The sequence below is a fragment of the Luteibacter sp. NPDC104163 genome, assembly GCF_055584245.1.
The window spans coordinates 151,228-168,820 of the sequence record NZ_JBVJMK010000011.1; the positions used below are offsets into that span (position 1 = coordinate 151,228).

Consider the following 17,593-nt stretch of genomic DNA (forward strand, 5'->3'; position numbering starts at 1 on the left):
TCCCGGCCTTCCCCTGTCCCTAGCGACAGGTTCAATCGTCGTCGCGCAGCGCGTGACGGATCAGCAGGAACGTACCGATAGCCGCCGCGGCGATGCCGATGGTGATGGCCGGGTTGCGGCGCACCTGCTTGCGCAGGCGGCGGTACTGGTAAGTGGCCTCATCGGCGAAATCTTCCGCCATGTAGCGAAGCTTCTGGTTGTTCCTGCGGCTCGCGATCTTGTTGGTGACACGGCGGGTGCGGTCCAGCAAATCGCGTCCGGTGTCGTAGGCTTCATCGCCGTAATGGCGGACGCGACCCGACACACCGTTGACGGCGCTCTCGACCTGGCGCGCAAACTCGCGATTTCTGCTCATCGGATAGCTCCCTCTGCGGGCGTAACGATTGGGTAACGACTTTGCGATCCCCTCCGTGATCGCGGTGTAAACACCCAGCCACCTGATTGAACGGCGATTCAGCGTCAGCGCGGGGTCGCGAGGGCGTACTCACCGCCACGGGCAAGGGCCGCCTGGTAGGCCGGGCGGGCATGGATTTTCCGCAGCCAGTTCCACAGATGGGGGCGCGACTCATCGAGGCCGGCACGGGCCGACGCGGCCTCGACCGGGAAACTCATCTGGATGTCCGCGGCGCTGAATTCGGTCCCGGCGAACCAGCCGGTCTTGCCGATTTCCCCTTCCAGGTAATCCAGGTGGGTTTTCAGCTGCGGGTCGACGAAGGCCCTCTGCGCGCCGCGCGCGAGCATGCGTGCGATGGGTTTGGCGAAGAACGGCACGGGCGCGGTCTCCATCCGCTGGAACACCAGCTTCAGCAGGAGCGGCGGCATCGCCGAGCCTTCCGCGTAATGCAGGAAGTAGGTGAAGCGCAGGCTGTCGGCCGTGCCTGGCGCGGGCTTCAGGTGGCCGTTGCCGTAGCGATCCACGAGGTATTCGATGATGGCACCGGATTCCGCGAGCACCAGGTCGCCATCGACGACGACCGGGGATTTGCCGAGCGGGTGGATGTCGCGCAGCGCCTTGGGCGCCAGCATCGTCTTCGGGTCGCGCTCGTAGCGCACCAGCTCGTACGGCAGGCCCAGCTCCTCCAGCAGCCAGAGGATGCGCTGGGAGCGCGAGTTGTTCAGGTGGTGGACAACGATCATGGCTCCGCCCGGTGCGTCAAAGGGCATGCAGCGTACCAGCGCGCCGCGTCGACATGCCATCGACACGGCCGGAGTAGCGTGGCGGGCATTCCTCTACCGGAGCAAGGCCATGGGCCGCGAAGCCGACACCGTCCACACCGACCAGGGTTCCATCGCGCGCCTGCAGGCGCTGGTGAAAGACCTGCCCGATAACGCGAAAGTGCGCCTGCACCTGCATGATGGTTCGAAAGTCGAAGGCATCGTCACCGTCGTGCCCACCGTGCAGAACTTCGTGGATGCCGATGGCGTCGAAGGCGTGAATGGTGTGGTGAAGCTGATCGACAACGACCGGCCGTCGTGGTCGGCCACGGTCTCGCTCGACACCATTGCGCGTGTCGAACACCTGGATAGCGTGGTTTACGGGACGTCCCAGACCTGATCGCACGGCCATCGCGCGCAAGCGCGCTCCCACACCCAACCTGTGGGAGCGCGCTTGCGCGCGATCGGGGGTGCCGCTACGTCACGACTTCAACGACTCCTGCAACTTCTTCGTCTGCTCCGGGAACGCCTTGCCCTGCGCTGCGACGGTCTGTGCCACCAGCTTCTTCGCCTCGTCATCGCGCTTGAGCTCGCGCAAGGCCTTCACGCGATACGTCGCGACAGAAATCGTGTTCGCGCCGTAAGCCTTCTTCGCCGCTGCCTCGAGATACGGTAGACCCTCAGCCGCCTTGCCGCCTTCAACCAGGCGCCGGCCGTACCGGTAGTTGTAGACGTAGTCATCCGGATACGCCGCGATCAGCTGCTTCTCCAGCGTATCGAGCTCCTCGCCGGCCCTGGACCGCGCGAGGTACACGCGCAGGTTATCCGCCGCATTGCGGTCGCTCTTCAGGTCGCCATGCAGGGTCGCGCGGCTGGCGTCGATGCCTTGCTTCAACACGGCCTGCTCGCCGGCTGTATCACCCAGCGCGGCGTCCAGGTCTGCACCGGTGAGCACGGAACTGCGCTGGTCGGCGCACTTCGGGGTCTGCGTGAATACCTGCGTCGCAAGGAAGCTCGTATACGGTGCCTTCTGCGGACTTAGCAGGGCTTTGCGCGCATCCTCCGGCTGCCCCTCGGTGGCGCCAATCAGGTCATCGAGCACGTACGCGCGGTCGCAACCGATATCGCTGGCCAGCAGTTTCGTCGCCGCATCACGAATACCCGCGTCGTCCTTCTTGTCCTTCGCCTGTAGGAGCAGCAGGCGCTGTTTCGCCACGGCGACGCGCTTGTCCTTGTCGGATACGTTGCGGACCATCGGCGGGAGCGTATCGAACCAGGCCATGCCCTCGCTGCCGGCATAGCGCAGGTTATAGGTCTCGAGCACCTCGGCGACCGCGGCCATCGACCCCTTGGCGGCATCGGCTTTCAGCTTCGAAAGCTTTGCGTCGCCGGAGAGGATGCCGTTGATCTCCGGGTAGAAGGTCTCGCGCGGGCGCTCGGCCAGGATGCGGCCGAGCTCTTCCCCGTCAGGCCCGATCGCGACATAGGTGGGCAGGAAATGCACCGTCCATTTCTGCATCCAGGCCTTGTCGGCCGGCTTGTCGGCATCGGCCTCGTAGAAGATGACCTTCTTCGACAGGTCGTCCCACTCCTTGCCGTTGAGCACGTGGCTGGCCATGAAGTAGCACGAGTAACACCACACCGCCTGGAAATCGACCAGCACCGGCTTGTGCTCGCGCTTGCCCTGGGCAAGCGCGGCATCCAGGCTGGCGGGGCCTTCGTGCGCGGCCCAGGCGGGCGCGGCAACGGAGGCAAGGAGGGCGGCGGCGAGCACGTGCTTCATGGCGGACATCCCCTTGGCGGTATAGACGTCCAAGTGATAGCACGTTTTTTGCCCCGCGTCAGATCGTGCCGCTGGCGCCCTCGACCGGCTCGGGCTCCTCGACGAGGCCCTGGCGGTGGCGCAGGGAGGGGAACCACCACATCCACAGCCCCACGACGGCCAGGGTGCCAAGGCCGCCGATGAGCGTGGCGTTGACGGCGCCCAGGGCGGCGGCGAGCAGGCCGGACTCGAATTCGCCCAGTTGGTTGGAGGTGTTGATGAAGATGGCATTGACCGCGCTGACCCGGCCGCGCATGTCGTCAGGCGTATCCAGCTGCACCAGCGCGCCGCGGATCACCATGCTCACCATGTCGAAGGCGCCCAGGGCAAACAGCGCGCCCATGGACAGCCACAGCGAGGTCGAGACCGCGAACACCAGCGTGGCCACGCCAAAACCGGCGACGGAGGCGAACATGATCGGCCCGACGCGACGCTTTAGGCTGTGAGACGAGAGCCAGATCGACATGAGCAGGGCGCCCACCGCCGGGGCCGCACGCAGCAGGCCAAGGCCCCAGGGCCCGGTATGCAGGATGTCCTTCGCGAAAATCGGCAGCAGGGCTGTCGCGCCGCCCAGCAGCACGGCGAACAGGTCGAGCGAGATCACGCCGAGGACCGCCGGGCGGCTGCGGATGAAATGGACGCCGGCGAACAGGGTCTTTAGGGTCGCCGGCTCGCGCCGCGGCGGCGCGTGGTCGTAGCGCAGCCGAGACATGAAAGCGAGGGCGCCGAGGTAGAGCAGGGCGGATACGCCGTAGACGACCGCCGGTCCGGCGACGTAGAGCAGGCCACCGAGGGCGGGGCCAGCGATCATGGCCGCCTGGCCCGCGGCGGCGCTGGAGGCGGTGGCGCGGGGCAGGATCGAGAGCGGCACCAGGGCCGGCAGCATCGATTGCATCGCGGGGAATTCGAAGGCCTTGGCGATGCCCACCACGAAGACCAGGGCGAGGATCCCCTCTTCATTGATATGCCCGCTAAGGCTAAAGGCGGCGAGGAGCGCGATGCCCAGCCATTCGACGGCCTGGCAGGCGCGGACGATGCGCCGGCGGTCGAACTGGTCGGCGACGTGGCCGGCCGGGAGTGCCAGGAGCACCGAGGGCACGAACTGCACCAGGCCGATCAGGCCAAGGTCGAACGCGCGGCCGGTGATCGAATAGATCTGCCAGCCCACGGCCACCGACATCATCTGGAAGCCGAAGCTGGAGGCGTTCTTGGCGAACCAGAACTGGATAAACGCGGGGTAGCGAAGGAGGGAGGTCTCGGCGGCGTTCGACGACATGGGGCGTCCTTGGGGCGTCCGTCGATTTTACGCCCGTTTTGCCGCCCGCCTTGCCAGTGGCGTCGTTCGCGCGCGAAGCTACGGCCTTTCATGCCGGGAAACGCAAGATCATGCGCCGCATCGCTACCCTTATCGCCTTTTCCGCGCTGGCCAGCGCCTGTTCGCAGCAACCGGATCAGCAAGCCACGCAGCCCGCGCAGGCGGCCGCGAACGATACCAACGCCGAGGCTGCGAAGAAGCTGGAGATCTACCAGCAGTTGCTGAAGCTGCACAACGATGGCCCCGCGGTGCAGATCGGCCACGAGATCGTCGACAAGTATCCGGATTCGCCGGCAGCCGCAGAGGTGAAGAAGACCCTCGGCCCGATGGAGCAGGCGTTCAAGGAGACGAGCGAGAAGAACCGGCTCACCGCGCTGTGGCTCTACCAGGTATCGCCCATGCAGGGTGGCACGCAGAGCACGGCCACGATCCAGTCGTCACGGCCCACGGGCGAAGAGCAGGTGCGCCTGATCCTGCGCCGGCATACCGACTGGGGGCAGAGCGTGTTCCTCTATGCCGTCGCCGGCAAGGGCTTCGTGTGCAAGGGCGATTGCTCGCTGAAGGCCACGTTCGATGGCAAGCCGAAGGTGATCAAGGCGTTCCGCCCGCCGACCGGCGAACCGGCGCTGCTGTTCCGTAACGACGCGCAGTTCCTGAAGGACCTGGCGAAGACGAAGCGCCTGACGATCGACGTGGTGACCGTGTCGCGTGGCGAGACCACGCTGACGTTCGAGACCGGCGGTTTCGACCCGGCGAAGTGGCAGGACCTGCCGAAGAAGAAAAAATAACGCCCATCGCGCGCAATCGCGCTCCTACAACGCATTGTGGGAGTGAGCTTGCGAACGATGCCCTTTCGCGGGGCCATCGTTCGCAAGCTCACTCCCACGAAACGCGGGCCTGGCTTAGTGCAGGAACAGCCTCTCGGTAATGCGCGTCAGCGGCTTCTCGAGGAAGTTGTTCACCCGCGGCGGCAGATCCAGCGGGCGCAGCAGCATCTTCACCGTCATCTCGGCGGGGATGTGCCGCTTGAGCATGCCCTCGGCCTTCGTGGTCACGCGGCGGAACTCGGCGTCGTCGTGCGCCTTCTCTGGATAGCGCGTATTGAACACGTGGCGCAGGGCGATATCGCTGTCTTCGTTCTTGATCTCGCTCAACCGCTTCAGCAGGGTACGCAGCGTGCTGAACCGGCTGATGCGGTCGCGCTCGCGGTAGATGCGGAACGCCTGGTAGAAGTGCTTGAAGTGGCGGACCTCGTCGCTCTTGATGCGATTGGTGAGGTCACGCAACACGGGCTCGTCCGTGACGTCGTTGAGCGCGCGGTAGAGGCTGGCCGTGCCGGTTTCCACGACACAGCGCGCCGCGAGCTCGAGCCCGCGGTTGGGTTCCAGTTCCTCGGCGGTGCAGACCGAGCCGTAGTGCGCGAAGAAGTTCCTGAAGCCCGTATCCCAGTCGAACTCCGGCCATACGTGGCGCACGTACGCCGCAAGCGCGCGGCCGTGCTGGAGCTCTTCATGCTCCCAGTGGTCGCGTAGCCACCCCTGGAGGACGTCGTCGCCCGCGAAGTGGTCGACGAGGTTATGGGTATACAGGTCCGAACCGCTTTCAACGAACGACGAACTGCACAACAAGAAAAACAGGTCTTCATTTTCCCGGACTTTCGCGACGTCAATCTGCGAGAAGTCCAATGACTCGAGCGTCCATGGCAAGGTGGCAACGTAGCTCACTGCTGGTGTTCCTCGATCGCTTATCCAGGTCGCCCTCTGGGGGGCGTCTGACCGAATTGTGACAAAGCCACGCGGGCGTGGCTATTGCAGTGCATCAGGGCGGGCTTTCGGGGGGCTTACCGGACCACGGTGACCGGCACCCTGGCCTTGGCCAGGACATCCGTGGAGGTGGATCCGACCAGCCACCGGGCCAGGGCTCCCCGCTCGGTATGGCCGATGACGATATGGTCCGCCCCGTGCTGGGCCACGTAGGTCAGCAACGCATCGCCCGGGCTGCCGTGGACCAGCTGCACGTCGACCGCCACCCCGGGGGCGGTCTTCAGGGCCTCCAGCTCGGCACGGATGGCCGCCAGCCGGTCGCGGCCGCTGTCGGCCATCGCCAGGGCGGCGACGTCCGCTCCGTTTTCCATCTGGTAGACGGAGACGACCGACACGCGGGCCCCGGAGCAGGCGCCCAGTTCCAGGGCGAACAGATAGGCACGGCGCGCGGTTTCCGAGCCGTCGTACCCGACGAGGATGTGCTTGGGCATGCTGGCGCTCCCTGTTTCCTGAGACTGGGGTTGATGTTAGGCCGCCCGTCCGTCGTCGGCGAGTGGATTCACGGCGAATCCACCAAACCGTTTCATTCCTGAACACCCCTACGGGGGCTCCGTGTTTCTTCACATTCGTGAGCGGAGAATCCTCCCACCGCAGTTTCCTGCCACCCAAACACTCGGAGAATCCACATGATCAAGCGCATCACCGGTATGGCTGTCCTGGCTCTGGCGGCTGCAGGAGCGTTCGCGGCCCAGCCGGCGCACGCGGCGGAAGCGGCGACCAAGTGCCACATGACCTTCAGCACCACGGGCTGGGCGGCGATCTACAAGAAGGCCGACGGCCGCGGCCACGTCCGCTGCGATAACGGCCAGAGCGCCGACGTGATCATCCACGTCCGCGGCGGCGGCCTCACCGCCGGCAAGTTCAGCATCGAAGGCGGCAAGGGCGAGTTCACCAACGTCAAGGGCATCAGCGAGATCTACGGCGAGTACGCCAGCGGCGGCGCCAATGCCGGCGTGGTCAAGAGCGCCGAGAGCGCCGCAATGACCAAGGGCGAGGTCTCCCTGGCCGTGACCGGTACCGGTCGTGGCTTCAACCTGGGCGTGGACCTGAGCAAGTTCGAGATCGAGAAGCTCTCGAAGTAAGGCCGGCCGAAATAAGATCGGGCCTGGCCCGGTCTGGCTTGAGGGCGCCCCGCAACGGGCGCCCTTTTTCTTGCCCGGGGGCAACCTTCGCCCCGCGGCGAGTACACTCATGCCATCCACTTCGAGAGGTTGTCCCCATGCGTCGCCTGCTTAGCCTCACCGCTCTCTGCCTCGTCTCCTTCGCCACCTGGGCCGCATCCCCCGCCGCCGGCGACAAGGCGCCCGACTTCAAGCTGCAGGACCAGAAGGGCGAGTGGCACAGCCTCGATACCCATTCGGGCAAGTGGCTGGTGCTGTACTTCTACCCGAAGGATTTCACCGGCGGCTGCACGACCGAGGTCTGCACCTTCCGCGACGACATCGCCAAGCTGCACAAGGCCGGCGCCGAAGTGCTGGGCGTGAGCCTCGATGACGTCAAGTCGCACAGCGAATTCGCCGCCAAGTACCACGTGCCGTTCCCGCTGCTTTCCGACGCCGACGGCACCGTGGCCACGAAGTACGACGTCCTCAACAACAAGATGGGCGTGAAGTACGCCCGCCGGGAAACCTTCCTGATCGACCCGAGCGGCAAGATCGCCAAGGTTTACAAGGACGTGGATCCGGAAAAGAACTCGGGCCAGGTCCTTGCCGACCTCGCTGAGCTCAAGGGCAAGGGCGGCTAAGCGTGTTCGAAGCTAAAAAGACGCCCGCACTGGGCCGTCCGTTTGCGCCCTGGCGCATCGTCGTGTGGCTGGTCATGTTGCTGGCCGCCGTCGGGTTCGTCATCAACGGGTACGCCTCGGTCGCCATCGGCCAGGCGGCCGCCGGCATGTCGGCGGCCGACGCTGCCGACATGAACCCGTACGTCGCCCTGGCCTGGTCCGTCGGTTACGCGCTGGCCGCCTTCGCCACCATGGCGGTCGCCCTGGCGACGCTTCGCTGGCGAGAGAAGGGCCGCGCGGCCATGCGCATTATCGCCGTGCTGCTCGCGGCCTGGGCGGCGTGGACGGCCTGGCTTGCGTTCGGGCAGTGGCAACAGCTCGGCGCGGTGCTCGGCCAGGCCGGGCTTCCCGCCGACCTGCTCGCGGCTGGCATGAAGCACCGGAACATCCTGCTGATCGGCGTGTTGCTCAAGGCTGTATCGGTGCCGGTCCTTGCGTGGCTGGCCTGGGCGCTCGGCACGCTCCGCGTGCGCCAGCAGTTCGCCACGCCCCTGTGATGGTTCAGCGGGCATTCGCCCGCCTGGCGCTATCGAGGGGCTTTCGACCCGGACCGCCGATGACCTCACGTTTGTTTGTCCTGGCCGTCGCCGCCTGCTTCGCGGGCGGCGCGGCTGCCCAGGACCTGGGCACCACCTGCAACCTCGCCAGCAGCTACGACCTCACGGTCCGTCCGGAGGGCCTCTCCTTCGACCGGGCCGACGTCGCCCCGCGGAACGTGCGCATGCACGATGGCGGGCTGGTGACCGACGGCCGGACGGTCTCCCTCCGGCCCGATGAGCAGGACCGGGTATCCCTTTTCGAAAGCAACGTGCGAACGCTGCTGCCGAAGGTGAAGGCCATCGCCAGCGATGGCGTCGATATCGCCGCGCGAGCCGTTCGCTCCGAGGCCGCCACGGCGGCGCCCGGTGCCGCCTCCAGCGGTGAACTCGATCGGGTCCTCAACGCCCGCGTCGCCGAGATCAAGCGCCGGATCGCCGCCAGCCAGAGCACGCGTGACTGGCAGGAAGACGCCATGCGCGAATACGCCCAGGAGATCGTCTCCGACATCATGCCGGTCCTGACCCAAGACGTCGGCGGCGAGGCGATGCAGCTCGCCATGAACGGAGACCTGCAGGGCGCGGCGGACCTGCGTGACCGGGTTGCCGCGGTGTCGACCGGCGCCCAGGCGCGCGTGGCCGCCAAGGTCACCACGGCCCTGCGGCCAAGGGTCCAGGCCCTGTGCCCGCAAGTGCGCCAGTTGGGTGAACTTCAATCCGGGCTGCATGACGCCTCGGGCAGGCCCCTACTCCTCCTGGAAACCGGAGGATGACCGGCGCATAACCGCGTTTGCCGCCGTTTAGGACCCGCTAAGTCCGGCAGCGCTAACGTTTCCCCCATGGAACGCAGTTCGAACCGTGTTGTGAATGGCCTTATCCGCCGAGTCATCGCGGATCGGGACCTGTATCAGCAAGCCGCCCGCGGTGTACGCGAGCCGGGGCTGAAAGCCATCCTGGTCGAATCCGCCGACTCGCTCACGTCGATCGCGGGCGAGCTACAGGCGTCGGTCGAAGCCACCGGCGGGCGCCCGGCCCGGGCCGGCGGCCCAATGAGCGGGGTCCGCCGCACCATGATGGAAGCCTCGGTCAAGCTCTCCAGCGATCCGGATGTCACCTACATCCGCACCCTTGAGCACATGGAGCGCCGCCTGCTCGATGTATTCCTCCGCATGGAGGCCTCGTCCAGCGACCGCGCGGTCATCGGCCGGCACATCGCCCGCCTGCGCCTGCTCCACCTCGACATGACCAACCTAAGCGGCGCCACCGGCCGCTAAGCCCAGTGCTTTCCTGTGGGAGCGCGCTTGCGCGCGATAGCCCCTACGCAGCGACCCGCCACTCCCGCATCGCCCTGTGCAGGAACACATCCGCCGTCACCCGCACCGGTAACTGCGCGATCAGCGTTTCCCTATCCGCGAAGAAGTTGGCGAACGCGATCGCGTCCGCAGCGTCCTCGCGGACGCCGATCTGCGTGCCGTCGCGAAAAATGCCCCATGCGTTGCCCACGCTGGCGATGTGGTAGTCGATGCAGGTTGGCTCGTTCATGCGCATGTTCCGTAGAAGAATGCCGGGCAGCATGACGCGCGCGAGATGTCTGAAGGAATCAGACCAGTCTGAAAAATGCGCCGAATATTTGAGGTATTTCGTAGTGTGCTACGAGGCAGAACATGCATTCGCGGCAGGATTTCCGTGCGCTTGATGCGATTACGCTAATCTCCGCGGTCTTCACGCATTGGGCTCACGGAGGGCAGCCGAATCCATGCTTCTGCGAACGATCATCGCCGACGATCATCCCGTCGTCCTCATGGGTACGCGCGCGGCGCTCGAGGCTGTCGACATCCAGGTGGTTGGCGAGGCCGCGAACGGCGACCAGCTCCTCGAACTCCTCGCGACGCGGCCGTGCGATGTCATCGTCACCGACTTCTCCATGCCGGGAGGGCGGCATGGCGATGGCCTGCTCTTGCTGGACACGATTCGCCGGCGCTATCCACGGCTGCCCATCGTAATCTTGACCATGGTCAACAACACCGCGGTACTGCAGACCATGCGCACGCGCGGTGCGAACTGCCTGTGTGACAAGCGTGCGCCGCTGCGCGAAGTCGCCATCGCGGTACGCCTCGCGGTGGCCGGCCGTTCGTTCATCAGCGATACCATCCGCCAGCAGTTCGACGAGGCTTGCGTCGAAGACCCGCGTCCGGATTCGCGCCTTTCAGCGCGTGAGATCGAGGTGGTCCGGCTGTATGTCAGCGGCCTGTCGATCACCCAGATCGCTGACCGGCTGAGCCGCAGCGTCAAGACGGTGAGCCGGCAGAAGCGCGATGCGATGCGCAAGCTGGGGATCGACCACGACAGCCGCCTGTCCGAGTACGCACGGGAGCGTGGGCTGGCCTCCTGACCCTGCCGGAAGTCAGGGCGTGACCAATCGCCCATGCAACCCGGCCCGGCTGGGCTTAAACCAAGCGTGGGCCGCGCGCATCTGAGCCGGCGACCACCCTTGGGGAGAAGGACCATGCGTCACCTGCTTGCCACCACCGGCCTCGCCGCCGCCCTCGCGTTCAGCGCCGGCACCGCCGCGGCCAACGGTTTCAGCTTCAACACCGATACCTGCAAGCACGACTATTCCACGCCCTACGACGTGGACGTGACCCCCGCGGGCCTTAGCTTCCACCGCACCGAGGGCACGCCGGCCCGGGTCTTCCTGCATGATGGCGCGCTCAAGGTCGACGGCCGCGACGTCGCGGTCTCGGCGCGCGATGCCGAATCGCTGCGGCGCTATGAAGACGGCGTGCGCAAGCTCATGCCCGAGATCGCCGAGATTTCGCGACGCGGGGTCGGGATTGGCTTCGACGCCATGACCACCGTGACCATGACCTTCGCCGAGCCGGCCCAGCGCGACGCGATGCTGGCCAAGCTGAAGCGCAAGCAGGCGCAGGCGCTGAAGGAGATCGACGAGGGCGTGGGCAGCGGCCACTGGTCATCGGATCGCATGACCGAGACGGTGGCCGGTTCGGTGTCCGACTCCGTGGGCGAGCTGGTCGGGTCGGTCACCTCCAGCGCGGTGTCCGCGGCGTTGTCGGGTGACAGCACGAAGGTCGCCGCGCTGACCGCGCGTGCCGACGCGCTGGACAAGAGCCTCAACCAGGAAATGGACAAGCGTTCGAAGGACCTGGAGGCGCGTGCGAATGGCATCTGCCCGCGCGTCAATGAGCTGGCCGATCTCCAGCAGGGCTGGTCGATCCGCCTGCCCGATGGCAAGCCGCTGGAACTGATGACGATCAAGCCGAAGGACAGCAGCAAGGAAGGCAAGAAGGTCGCTATGGACTGACCTTGCCGATCCATTCGACGACGTTGCGCACGGTGTCGCCGTAGAAGGTACGGTACATCTCCTCGCTGACGTAGCCGATATGCGGTGTCGCCAGCACATTGGGGAGGCGCCGGAACGGATGGTCAGGCGCGAGTGGCTCGGGGTCGTACACATCGATCGCCGCGCCGGCGATACGCTTCGAGACCAGGGCATCGACCAGCGCGGCCTCGTCAACGATGGGGCCGCGCGAGGTATTCACCAGGCGTGCCGTCGGCTTCATGGCTGCCAGTTCGTCACGGCCCACCAGCCCCTCGGTGCGCTCGCTGAGCCGGACGTGGATACTCAGGAAATCCGCGCGCGCGAACAGCGCCTCCTTCGTGACGCGCTCCACGCCATGCCCCGCCGCGTGCTCATCGGTCAGGTTCTGGCTCCATGCAATCACATGCATGCCGAATGCCTGGCCAATCCGGGCCACGGCCGCACCGATCCGCCCCAGGCCGAGCAGGCCGAGCGTCTTTCCGTGCAATTCAACGCCCATGCCCTGCTGCCAGCCGTCGGCGCGAACCGCTGCGGTCTCGTTGGCGAGGTTCCGGGCCAGGCCGAGGATGGCGGCCCAAGTGAACTCGATCGTCGGCGTGGACGCGTAGTTCGTGTGCACCACCTCGATGCCGTGCGCGGCGGCGGCATCGACGTCGATGGAAGCGTTTGCCTTGCCCGTTGACGCAATCAGCCGCAAACGGGGCAACAAGGCCATCAGCGAGGCCGTCATGGGCGTGCGTTCGCGCATGACGCAGACAACGTCGAACGGTGCGAGGCGGCGCGACAGCGCGGCTTCCTCAGCCACATGGTCGTGGAAGACAACCACATCGGCGAGGGCATCAAGCGGCGCCCAGTCGGCGCTGGAGCGAGCCACGTGCTGGTAATCGTCCAGGACAGCGATGCGCAGGCGATCGGCCATGGCGTCGTCCTCAGCGCTTCGGCTGGATCAGGTCCCAGCCGTTCCCGTACAGGTCTTCAAACACCACGACGCTACCGTAAACCTCGTGGCGCGGCTCCTCGCGGAACGTAACGCCCTGCGCGAGCATATGCGCGTGGTCGCCGGCAAAGTCGTCCGTTTCCAGGAACAGGAAGACGCGGCCACCGCCCTGGTTGCCGACATGGGCGCGTTGCTCGTCATTCACAGCCCTGGCCAGCAACAGCCGCGTGCCGTGCGAGCCCCGCGGCGCTACGGTGACCCAGCGCTTGCCGTCACCCTGCGGGGTGTCTTCGATCAACTCGAAGCGCAGGGCCTGGGTAAAGAACGCGATGGCTTCGTCATAGTCGTGGACGAGGAAGGCGATGGCACCGAGTGAAGGCATGGGAAGGATTCCTAGTGTGACGATGTGTTCCGCATGTGCAATCCCGCGCAGGGGGAAACTCTGTTTCCCGATTTGCAACGCCAGGTCCCTTGTTGCAGCCCCGGCGCCCGGCGACGATGGAAGTCGGGCAGAAAGTAGAGAAGTGTAGTGCACTCCGTAGCATCCCATCCGCCGGGGCTCGGGTTCCTCGTGGATCCCCTGGGCATCTCGGCATCATGCCGTTCCGACGTGTTCCTGCAGAAGACGATCGATACGCTGAGTGAGCGCCGGGCGCTCGACGTGCTTGATTATCCCGGTACGACGGGAAGAGCGCCGATGCTTGTCGCGTACGGTGCTGGCGACGCCGAGTGGGGCATCCTCATCCGCGAACACGAGACAGGTGACGTCGGTGTCGGCCGGCCGCCAGTGGCGACACTGTGTGCCTTGCTCGCCCGCCTCGCCGATCAGCGTGACTTTGCCGGCACGGTATTCGCGGAAGTGGCACTTGCGCTGCGTGCCGCGCACGCCCCGGGGCAAGCCCGGGGTCCCGCATGGCGCATCCCCGGCGGGCTGGCGCCATGGCAAAGCGAGCGCGTGCTCGCCTGGATGGAGGAGCGACTCGATACCGCGTTCACCTCCGCTGAAGTCGCCGCCCTCGTAGGGATGTCGGCCGGTCATTTCACGCGCGCATTCCGTGTGACACAAGGGATCTCGCCGCGGCAATGGATACTGCGCCGTCGCGTGGAACGCGCGCAGGCATTGCTGTCCGCGCCCGGCGTGTCCCTTACCGAAGTGGCGCTGAGCTGCGGATTCTCGGAACAGAGTCATTTCACTCGTGTGTTCACGCGCATGGTTGGCGTACCGCCCGGTGCGTGGCGCAGGCGCCTGGGTATGACGCGCGCTGACAGTGTCTCGTGATCGCATGAATCTGCGATGGCGTCGTTCACCAAGCTGAACGTATTTAGACGGCCAAATGAGACCCGCATCAAACCGCCCCGGCGAGATGCGGCGTAAGTTTGCGGAGCTGATCACTCTGACGCCAGGCATGCGCCAAGGGGTTGCCCGGATGGGGAGCAGGGAGCTCGGTGGAGATCCAGATCCTTCACTTAGCCCGTAGGGAGTCCGTTGCATGTCTTGCAGGTTTTCAGCATGGCTCGCGTTCGCGAGCCTGACGGCAGGCTGCGTCCTGTCGTTACCGACCACCGCGGCCGATTTCAGCGCCTCGGTGAAAACACTGGCGAAGCCAGCCACCCCGCGCCTCACTTCAGCCGTCAGCGGTGCAAGCACCGCCACGCTCGTCGGTTCGCGCCCGCGCCAGGCGTTGGCCGCGAAGGACGCCGGCAGCGTGCCGGCCAGCCAGCCCATCACCGACATCACGCTGACACTCAAGCGCGATGACGACCACGAAAAGGCATTTCGCGCGTTGCTCGCGCGTCAGACCAACCCCGCATCGCCTGATTTCCACCAGTGGCTGACCGGCAAGCAGATCGGTGAGCGCTTCGGGCCATCGACGCAGGACATCCAGGCCCTGCGTACGTGGCTCCAGGGCCAGGGACTAACCGTCGATAGCGTGTCGCAGGACCGCATGACGATGACCTTGTCCGGCAGCGCCGCCGCCGTGTCCAAAGCCTTCGCGACCGACATCCACAGCTACCAGTCCGACGGCGGCCAGCGCTTCGCCAACACCACGGATGCACGCGTACCGGCCGCCGTGGCGCCGCTGGTGCAGGGCGTGTCCCTGCACAACTTCTTCCCGGTGCCGCAGCACACGCCCATCGCCAAGGCCCGCCTCGACAGCAAGCGCGGCAAGTTCACCACCGCGGCTACCGACAACCCGACCTTCACCGTGCCGCCCGGTACGATCAATACCGCCACCTCGTACGACATGGTGCCGGCCGACTTCAACACCATCTACAACGTGAACCCGCTGTGGCAGCGGGAGACGCCGGTGCGTGGCGCGGGCCAGAGCGTGGTCGTGCTCGAGCGCACCAATGTGAAGGAGGACGATGTGGCGCACTTCCGTGCAGCGTTCCTGCCGAACAATGCCGCCGGCACCTTCTCGATCGTCCACCCCTCCGGAAGCCAGGGCTCGCCGTGCGCGGACCCGGGCCTGAACGGGGATGAGGGCGAAGCCGCGCTGGACGCGGAATGGGCGGGCGCTGCTGCGCCTGATGCGGACGTGGTGCTCGCTTCGTGCGCGGACAGCGGCGCGAGTTTCGGGCCGTTCATCGCAGCGATCCGCCTGCTCGATACGACGACGGACCTGCCGCCGCCGATCTTCAGCCTCAGCTACGGCGCCTGCGAAAGCGCCGATGCCTCCGACGCCTACCTCGCCGACATCATCTGGTCGTCGGCAGCGGCGCAGGGCGTCAGCGTGTACGTGTCGTCGGGTGACGGCGGCTCGACCCAGTGCGACCAGGGTGCGCTGTTCTGGTCGCAGAGCGGCGCAGCCGTGAACGGCCTTGCTGCATCCACGTCAGCGGTGGCCATTGGTGGCACCGACTTCAACGACCTGGGCAAGCAGTCGACGTACTGGACCTCGACCAACCTGCCGAAGTACCAGTCGGCCGTGACCTATATCCCGGAGATGACCTGGAACAACAGCTGCGCCAGCAGCCACCTGTACACCTTGCTCGGCTACAAGGACGGCATCACCGCGTGTAATGACGACCAGGGCCGCGGCCAGGACTTCCTGCAGGTGGGTGGCGCGGGCGGTGGCCCGAGCACGCTGTTCACCCAGCCGGAGGCGCAGATCGGCATCCATGGCTCGACTAACCACACGTCGCGCACGCTGCCGGATATCTCGCTGTTCTCGGCGAATGGCCTCTATGGCCATGCCCTGGTGTTCTGCATGTCGGATACCGACAACGGCGGTACCGCGTGCGATTTCCGGGATCCTGACTCGGTGTTCGCGAACTCCGCGGGCGGCACGTCGTTCGCCGCCCCGGCGATGGCGGGCGTGCAGGCGCTGCTCAACCAGGCAAACGGTGAGCGCATCGGTAACCCGCTGAACGCGTTCTACGGAATCGCCGCGCGGCAGTACGGCACGGTCGGTTCGCCGAACAAGGCGGTGATCACCGCCTGCAACGCGAACAATGGCAACACCATTGCCTCGTCGTGCGTGTTCAACAACGTGATCGAGGGTGACATCGTCCAGCCGTGCGGTACGGGCTCGATCAACTGCGACACCGGCAACAAGCTCAACAACATCGTCGGCATCGTCGAGGGTGGCGATACCACGACCCACACGCTGGTTCCCGCCTGGAAGGCCAACGTCGGCTACAGCATGGCAACCGGCCTTGGGTCCATCAACGCCAACAACCTCGCGGACGCGGTGAAGAAGTGGAGTGCACCGGCGAAGCGTAGCTACGCGGCGTCGGCGGACTTCCTGTCGTTGAACAACCTCTTCAGCAACGACGGTTACAGCGACTTCGCTTATGTCGACGGCGGCATGCTCCACTCGGTGTCGATGAAGGGCGCGGTCAGCCTGTACGACCAGGCCCAGGCCATCGACCCGTCCCTCACGGTCGTCGGCTATGGCGATGTGGTGCCGGGGCTCGACGCGCTCTCGCTGAAGTCGGGCGAACTGTTGCTGATGGACGCCAACCACAAGCTCAACGTGTGGGTCTCCACCGGCACGGGCGGCTACTTCACCTTTGTCGTGAACAAGGACATCCCCGCGAGCTGGACGCTGCTCGGCGTGGGCGTGCATGACGACAGTGGCGTGCAGAAGCTGGTCTGGTACGACACCGCGACCTCGCAGATCGTCTGGTGGGCGCTCGACCTCGATCCGGTGACGCAGAACGACATCATCGTGACCGGCCAGTCGTGGCCGCGCCAGGGCATCGCGGGTGGGCATCCCGTCCTTGCCGATGTCGATGGCGATGGTTACACCGATATCGTCTGGACGCGCAGCAATTCGACCGGCACGGCCCTGTGGCTCAGCGACCGCCGCGATGGCTTTGTCGAGCATGCGCTCCCCGCGCATCCGGCAGGCGCCGTGCTCCAGGGCGTGGGTGACGTGGACGGCAACGGCACCACCGACCTGATCTGGACCGACGCCGCCGGCAAGCAGCTCACGTGGTGGACGATGCAGGGCTTCCAGGTCACCGGGCAGAAGAGCCAGGCGATCCCCGCGGGCGCGTCGCTGGCCGGCATCGGCGACTACGATGGTGACGGCGTGGCCGACATCCTGTGGCGCGGCGCCAACGGCCGCATCGTCGACTGGCAGGGCAATGGCGGCAGTTTCACCGCGGCGAACGTGGCGGATGCCTTCGGCGCGCCGCTCGCGCTGACCGCGACGGCTACCGTTCCCGCCAATCGTTTCCAGGGCGGCCGCCGCCTGGCGACGAAGTGATACAGAGCAACCAGCCTGTGTGACACCTGTGGGAGCGCGCTTGCGCGCGATAGGATCCTGCCAGACCTATCGCGCGCAAGCGCGCTACCACCACAACGGGGGCGGGGCGTGAGGGGGGGCAACAACCGCCCACGGACACCCTCGGGCGCCAGCAAATGCCGCGC

Annotated in this window: 20 protein-coding genes; 11 read left to right on the forward strand and 9 right to left on the reverse strand. The window is 66.1% G+C overall.

All coding sequences use genetic code 11. The features are described 5' to 3' along the window. Nucleotides 1-31: 31 nt before the first annotated feature. Together ACZ6YI_RS14715 and ACZ6YI_RS14720 are read right to left on the reverse strand one after the other, a co-directional pair. Complete coding sequence (locus tag ACZ6YI_RS14715; protein ID WP_440327794.1) at nt 32-355, reverse strand: hypothetical protein; 324 nt, start codon at nt 353-355, stop codon at nt 32-34. A gap of 104 nt (nt 356-459) precedes the next feature. Continuing rightward, nucleotides 460-1,137, reverse strand: a complete 678-nt coding sequence (locus ACZ6YI_RS14720) for a glutathione S-transferase (protein ID WP_465779329.1) — start codon at nt 1,135-1,137, stop codon at nt 460-462. A 25-nt stretch (nt 1,138-1,162) separates the two neighbouring features. Here ACZ6YI_RS14720 and ACZ6YI_RS14725 point away from each other — a divergent pair, with 25 nt between their 5' ends. After that, nucleotides 1,163-1,555 (forward strand): DUF3247 family protein, encoded by a 393-nt coding sequence (locus ACZ6YI_RS14725; protein ID WP_465779314.1) that lies wholly within the window; start codon nt 1,163-1,165, stop codon nt 1,553-1,555. A gap of 81 nt (nt 1,556-1,636) precedes the next feature. Here the strand turns inward: ACZ6YI_RS14725 and ACZ6YI_RS14730 are convergent, their stop codons facing one another. Both ACZ6YI_RS14730 and ACZ6YI_RS14735 read right to left on the reverse strand, forming a co-directional pair. Next, a complete protein-coding gene (locus tag ACZ6YI_RS14730; protein WP_465779315.1) occupies nt 1,637-2,938 on the reverse strand; it encodes a thioredoxin family protein in 1,302 nt (433 codons plus the stop codon). A 58-nt stretch (nt 2,939-2,996) separates the two neighbouring features. Further along, nucleotides 2,997-4,253 (reverse strand): MFS transporter, encoded by a 1,257-nt coding sequence (locus ACZ6YI_RS14735; protein WP_465779316.1) that lies wholly within the window; start codon nt 4,251-4,253, stop codon nt 2,997-2,999. 110 nt (nt 4,254-4,363) lie between these two features. Here ACZ6YI_RS14735 and ACZ6YI_RS14740 point away from each other — a divergent pair, with 110 nt between their 5' ends. Continuing rightward, nucleotides 4,364-5,080, forward strand: a complete 717-nt coding sequence (locus tag ACZ6YI_RS14740; RefSeq protein ID WP_465779317.1) for a hypothetical protein — start codon at nt 4,364-4,366, stop codon at nt 5,078-5,080. A gap of 114 nt (nt 5,081-5,194) precedes the next feature. On the opposite strand, the gene ACZ6YI_RS14745 is transcribed toward ACZ6YI_RS14740, so the two are convergent. Both ACZ6YI_RS14745 and ACZ6YI_RS14750 read right to left on the reverse strand, forming a co-directional pair. Further along, nucleotides 5,195-6,016 carry a ferritin-like domain-containing protein gene (locus ACZ6YI_RS14745; protein ID WP_465779318.1) on the reverse strand — a complete coding sequence of 274 codons (822 nt, stop codon included), beginning with the start codon at nt 6,014-6,016 and terminating at the stop codon, nt 5,195-5,197. A 116-nt stretch (nt 6,017-6,132) separates the two neighbouring features. Then, nucleotides 6,133-6,546, reverse strand: coding sequence for a universal stress protein (locus ACZ6YI_RS14750; protein WP_440327786.1), 414 nt, complete (start codon nt 6,544-6,546; stop codon nt 6,133-6,135). Nucleotides 6,547-6,741: 195 nt separating this feature from the next. Between ACZ6YI_RS14750 and ACZ6YI_RS14755 the strand changes: the two genes are divergently transcribed. The 5 genes from ACZ6YI_RS14755 to ACZ6YI_RS14775 all read left to right on the forward strand — a co-directional run bounded on the left by ACZ6YI_RS14755 (nt 6,742) and on the right by ACZ6YI_RS14775 (nt 9,708). Further along, nucleotides 6,742-7,197 (forward strand): hypothetical protein, encoded by a 456-nt coding sequence (locus ACZ6YI_RS14755; RefSeq protein WP_465779319.1) that lies wholly within the window; start codon nt 6,742-6,744, stop codon nt 7,195-7,197. A 137-nt stretch (nt 7,198-7,334) separates the two neighbouring features. Further along, entirely contained in the window at nt 7,335-7,859 is a 525-nt protein-coding gene (locus tag ACZ6YI_RS14760; protein ID WP_440326276.1) for a peroxiredoxin, read from the forward strand. Nucleotides 7,860-7,861: 2 nt separating this feature from the next. Continuing rightward, nucleotides 7,862-8,395 carry a hypothetical protein gene (locus tag ACZ6YI_RS14765; protein WP_465779320.1) on the forward strand — a complete coding sequence of 178 codons (534 nt, stop codon included), beginning with the start codon at nt 7,862-7,864 and terminating at the stop codon, nt 8,393-8,395. Between the two features lie 59 nt (nt 8,396-8,454). Continuing rightward, on the forward strand, nt 8,455-9,207 hold the full coding sequence (locus ACZ6YI_RS14770) for a DUF2884 family protein (RefSeq protein WP_465779321.1): 753 nt from the start codon (nt 8,455-8,457) through the stop codon (nt 9,205-9,207). Nucleotides 9,208-9,273: 66 nt separating this feature from the next. Beyond that, on the forward strand, nt 9,274-9,708 hold the full coding sequence (locus ACZ6YI_RS14775) for a PA2169 family four-helix-bundle protein (protein ID WP_440326282.1): 435 nt from the start codon (nt 9,274-9,276) through the stop codon (nt 9,706-9,708). A gap of 43 nt (nt 9,709-9,751) precedes the next feature. Here ACZ6YI_RS14775 and ACZ6YI_RS14780 read toward each other — a convergent pair whose 3' ends face one another. After that, the gene (locus ACZ6YI_RS14780; protein WP_465779322.1) at nt 9,752-9,976 is read right to left on the reverse strand and encodes a hypothetical protein; all 225 of its coding nucleotides are present in this window, start codon (nt 9,974-9,976) and stop codon (nt 9,752-9,754) included. 214 nt (nt 9,977-10,190) lie between these two features. Between ACZ6YI_RS14780 and ACZ6YI_RS14785 the strand changes: the two genes are divergently transcribed. Both ACZ6YI_RS14785 and ACZ6YI_RS14790 read left to right on the forward strand, forming a co-directional pair. Next, a complete protein-coding gene (locus ACZ6YI_RS14785; protein ID WP_440326286.1) occupies nt 10,191-10,826 on the forward strand; it encodes a response regulator in 636 nt (211 codons plus the stop codon). Nucleotides 10,827-10,940: 114 nt separating this feature from the next. Continuing rightward, nucleotides 10,941-11,756, forward strand: a complete 816-nt coding sequence (locus tag ACZ6YI_RS14790; RefSeq protein ID WP_465779323.1) for a DUF2884 family protein — start codon at nt 10,941-10,943, stop codon at nt 11,754-11,756. Here ACZ6YI_RS14790 and ACZ6YI_RS14795 read toward each other — a convergent pair. After that, nucleotides 11,746-12,693, reverse strand: coding sequence for a D-2-hydroxyacid dehydrogenase family protein (locus ACZ6YI_RS14795; protein WP_465779324.1), 948 nt, complete (start codon nt 12,691-12,693; stop codon nt 11,746-11,748). The genes ACZ6YI_RS14790 and ACZ6YI_RS14795 overlap by 11 nt on opposite strands. Nucleotides 12,694-12,703: 10 nt before the next feature. Beyond that, nucleotides 12,704-13,093 (reverse strand): VOC family protein, encoded by a 390-nt coding sequence (locus ACZ6YI_RS14800; RefSeq protein WP_465779325.1) that lies wholly within the window; start codon nt 13,091-13,093, stop codon nt 12,704-12,706. Nucleotides 13,094-13,240: 147 nt separating this feature from the next. Between ACZ6YI_RS14800 and ACZ6YI_RS14805 the strand changes: the two genes are divergently transcribed. Together ACZ6YI_RS14805 and ACZ6YI_RS14810 are read left to right on the forward strand one after the other, a co-directional pair. Further along, entirely contained in the window at nt 13,241-13,990 is a 750-nt protein-coding gene (locus ACZ6YI_RS14805) for a helix-turn-helix domain-containing protein (RefSeq protein ID WP_465779326.1), read from the forward strand. A gap of 211 nt (nt 13,991-14,201) precedes the next feature. Next, entirely contained in the window at nt 14,202-17,429 is a 3,228-nt protein-coding gene (locus tag ACZ6YI_RS14810; protein WP_465779327.1) for a protease pro-enzyme activation domain-containing protein, read from the forward strand. Nucleotides 17,430-17,593 lie beyond the last annotated feature (164 nt).

Excerpts from the sequence above, each read along its gene's own strand:
- ACZ6YI_RS14775 (WP_440326282.1), top strand. The coding sequence starts at position 9,274 with ATGGAACGCAGTTCGAACCGTGTTGTGAATGGCCTTATCCGCCGAGTC.
- ACZ6YI_RS14795 (WP_465779324.1), bottom strand. The coding sequence starts at position 12,693 with ATGGCCGATCGCCTGCGCATCGCTGTCCTGGACGATTACCAGCACGTG.
- ACZ6YI_RS14730 (WP_465779315.1), bottom strand. The coding sequence starts at position 2,938 with ATGAAGCACGTGCTCGCCGCCGCCCTCCTTGCCTCCGTTGCCGCGCCC.
- ACZ6YI_RS14725 (WP_465779314.1), top strand. The coding sequence starts at position 1,163 with ATGCAGCGTACCAGCGCGCCGCGTCGACATGCCATCGACACGGCCGGA.
- ACZ6YI_RS14720 (WP_465779329.1), bottom strand. The coding sequence starts at position 1,137 with ATGATCGTTGTCCACCACCTGAACAACTCGCGCTCCCAGCGCATCCTC.
- ACZ6YI_RS14790 (WP_465779323.1), top strand. The coding sequence starts at position 10,941 with ATGCGTCACCTGCTTGCCACCACCGGCCTCGCCGCCGCCCTCGCGTTC.
- ACZ6YI_RS14770 (WP_465779321.1), top strand. The coding sequence starts at position 8,455 with ATGACCTCACGTTTGTTTGTCCTGGCCGTCGCCGCCTGCTTCGCGGGC.
- ACZ6YI_RS14755 (WP_465779319.1), top strand. The coding sequence starts at position 6,742 with ATGATCAAGCGCATCACCGGTATGGCTGTCCTGGCTCTGGCGGCTGCA.
- ACZ6YI_RS14715 (WP_440327794.1), bottom strand. The coding sequence starts at position 355 with ATGAGCAGAAATCGCGAGTTTGCGCGCCAGGTCGAGAGCGCCGTCAAC.
- ACZ6YI_RS14810 (WP_465779327.1), top strand. The coding sequence starts at position 14,202 with ATGTCTTGCAGGTTTTCAGCATGGCTCGCGTTCGCGAGCCTGACGGCA.
- ACZ6YI_RS14780 (WP_465779322.1), bottom strand. The coding sequence starts at position 9,976 with ATGAACGAGCCAACCTGCATCGACTACCACATCGCCAGCGTGGGCAAC.
- ACZ6YI_RS14740 (WP_465779317.1), top strand. The coding sequence starts at position 4,364 with ATGCGCCGCATCGCTACCCTTATCGCCTTTTCCGCGCTGGCCAGCGCC.
- ACZ6YI_RS14760 (WP_440326276.1), top strand. The coding sequence starts at position 7,335 with ATGCGTCGCCTGCTTAGCCTCACCGCTCTCTGCCTCGTCTCCTTCGCC.
- ACZ6YI_RS14800 (WP_465779325.1), bottom strand. The coding sequence starts at position 13,093 with ATGCCTTCACTCGGTGCCATCGCCTTCCTCGTCCACGACTATGACGAA.
- ACZ6YI_RS14735 (WP_465779316.1), bottom strand. The coding sequence starts at position 4,253 with ATGTCGTCGAACGCCGCCGAGACCTCCCTCCTTCGCTACCCCGCGTTT.
- ACZ6YI_RS14750 (WP_440327786.1), bottom strand. The coding sequence starts at position 6,546 with ATGCCCAAGCACATCCTCGTCGGGTACGACGGCTCGGAAACCGCGCGC.
- ACZ6YI_RS14785 (WP_440326286.1), top strand. The coding sequence starts at position 10,191 with ATGCTTCTGCGAACGATCATCGCCGACGATCATCCCGTCGTCCTCATG.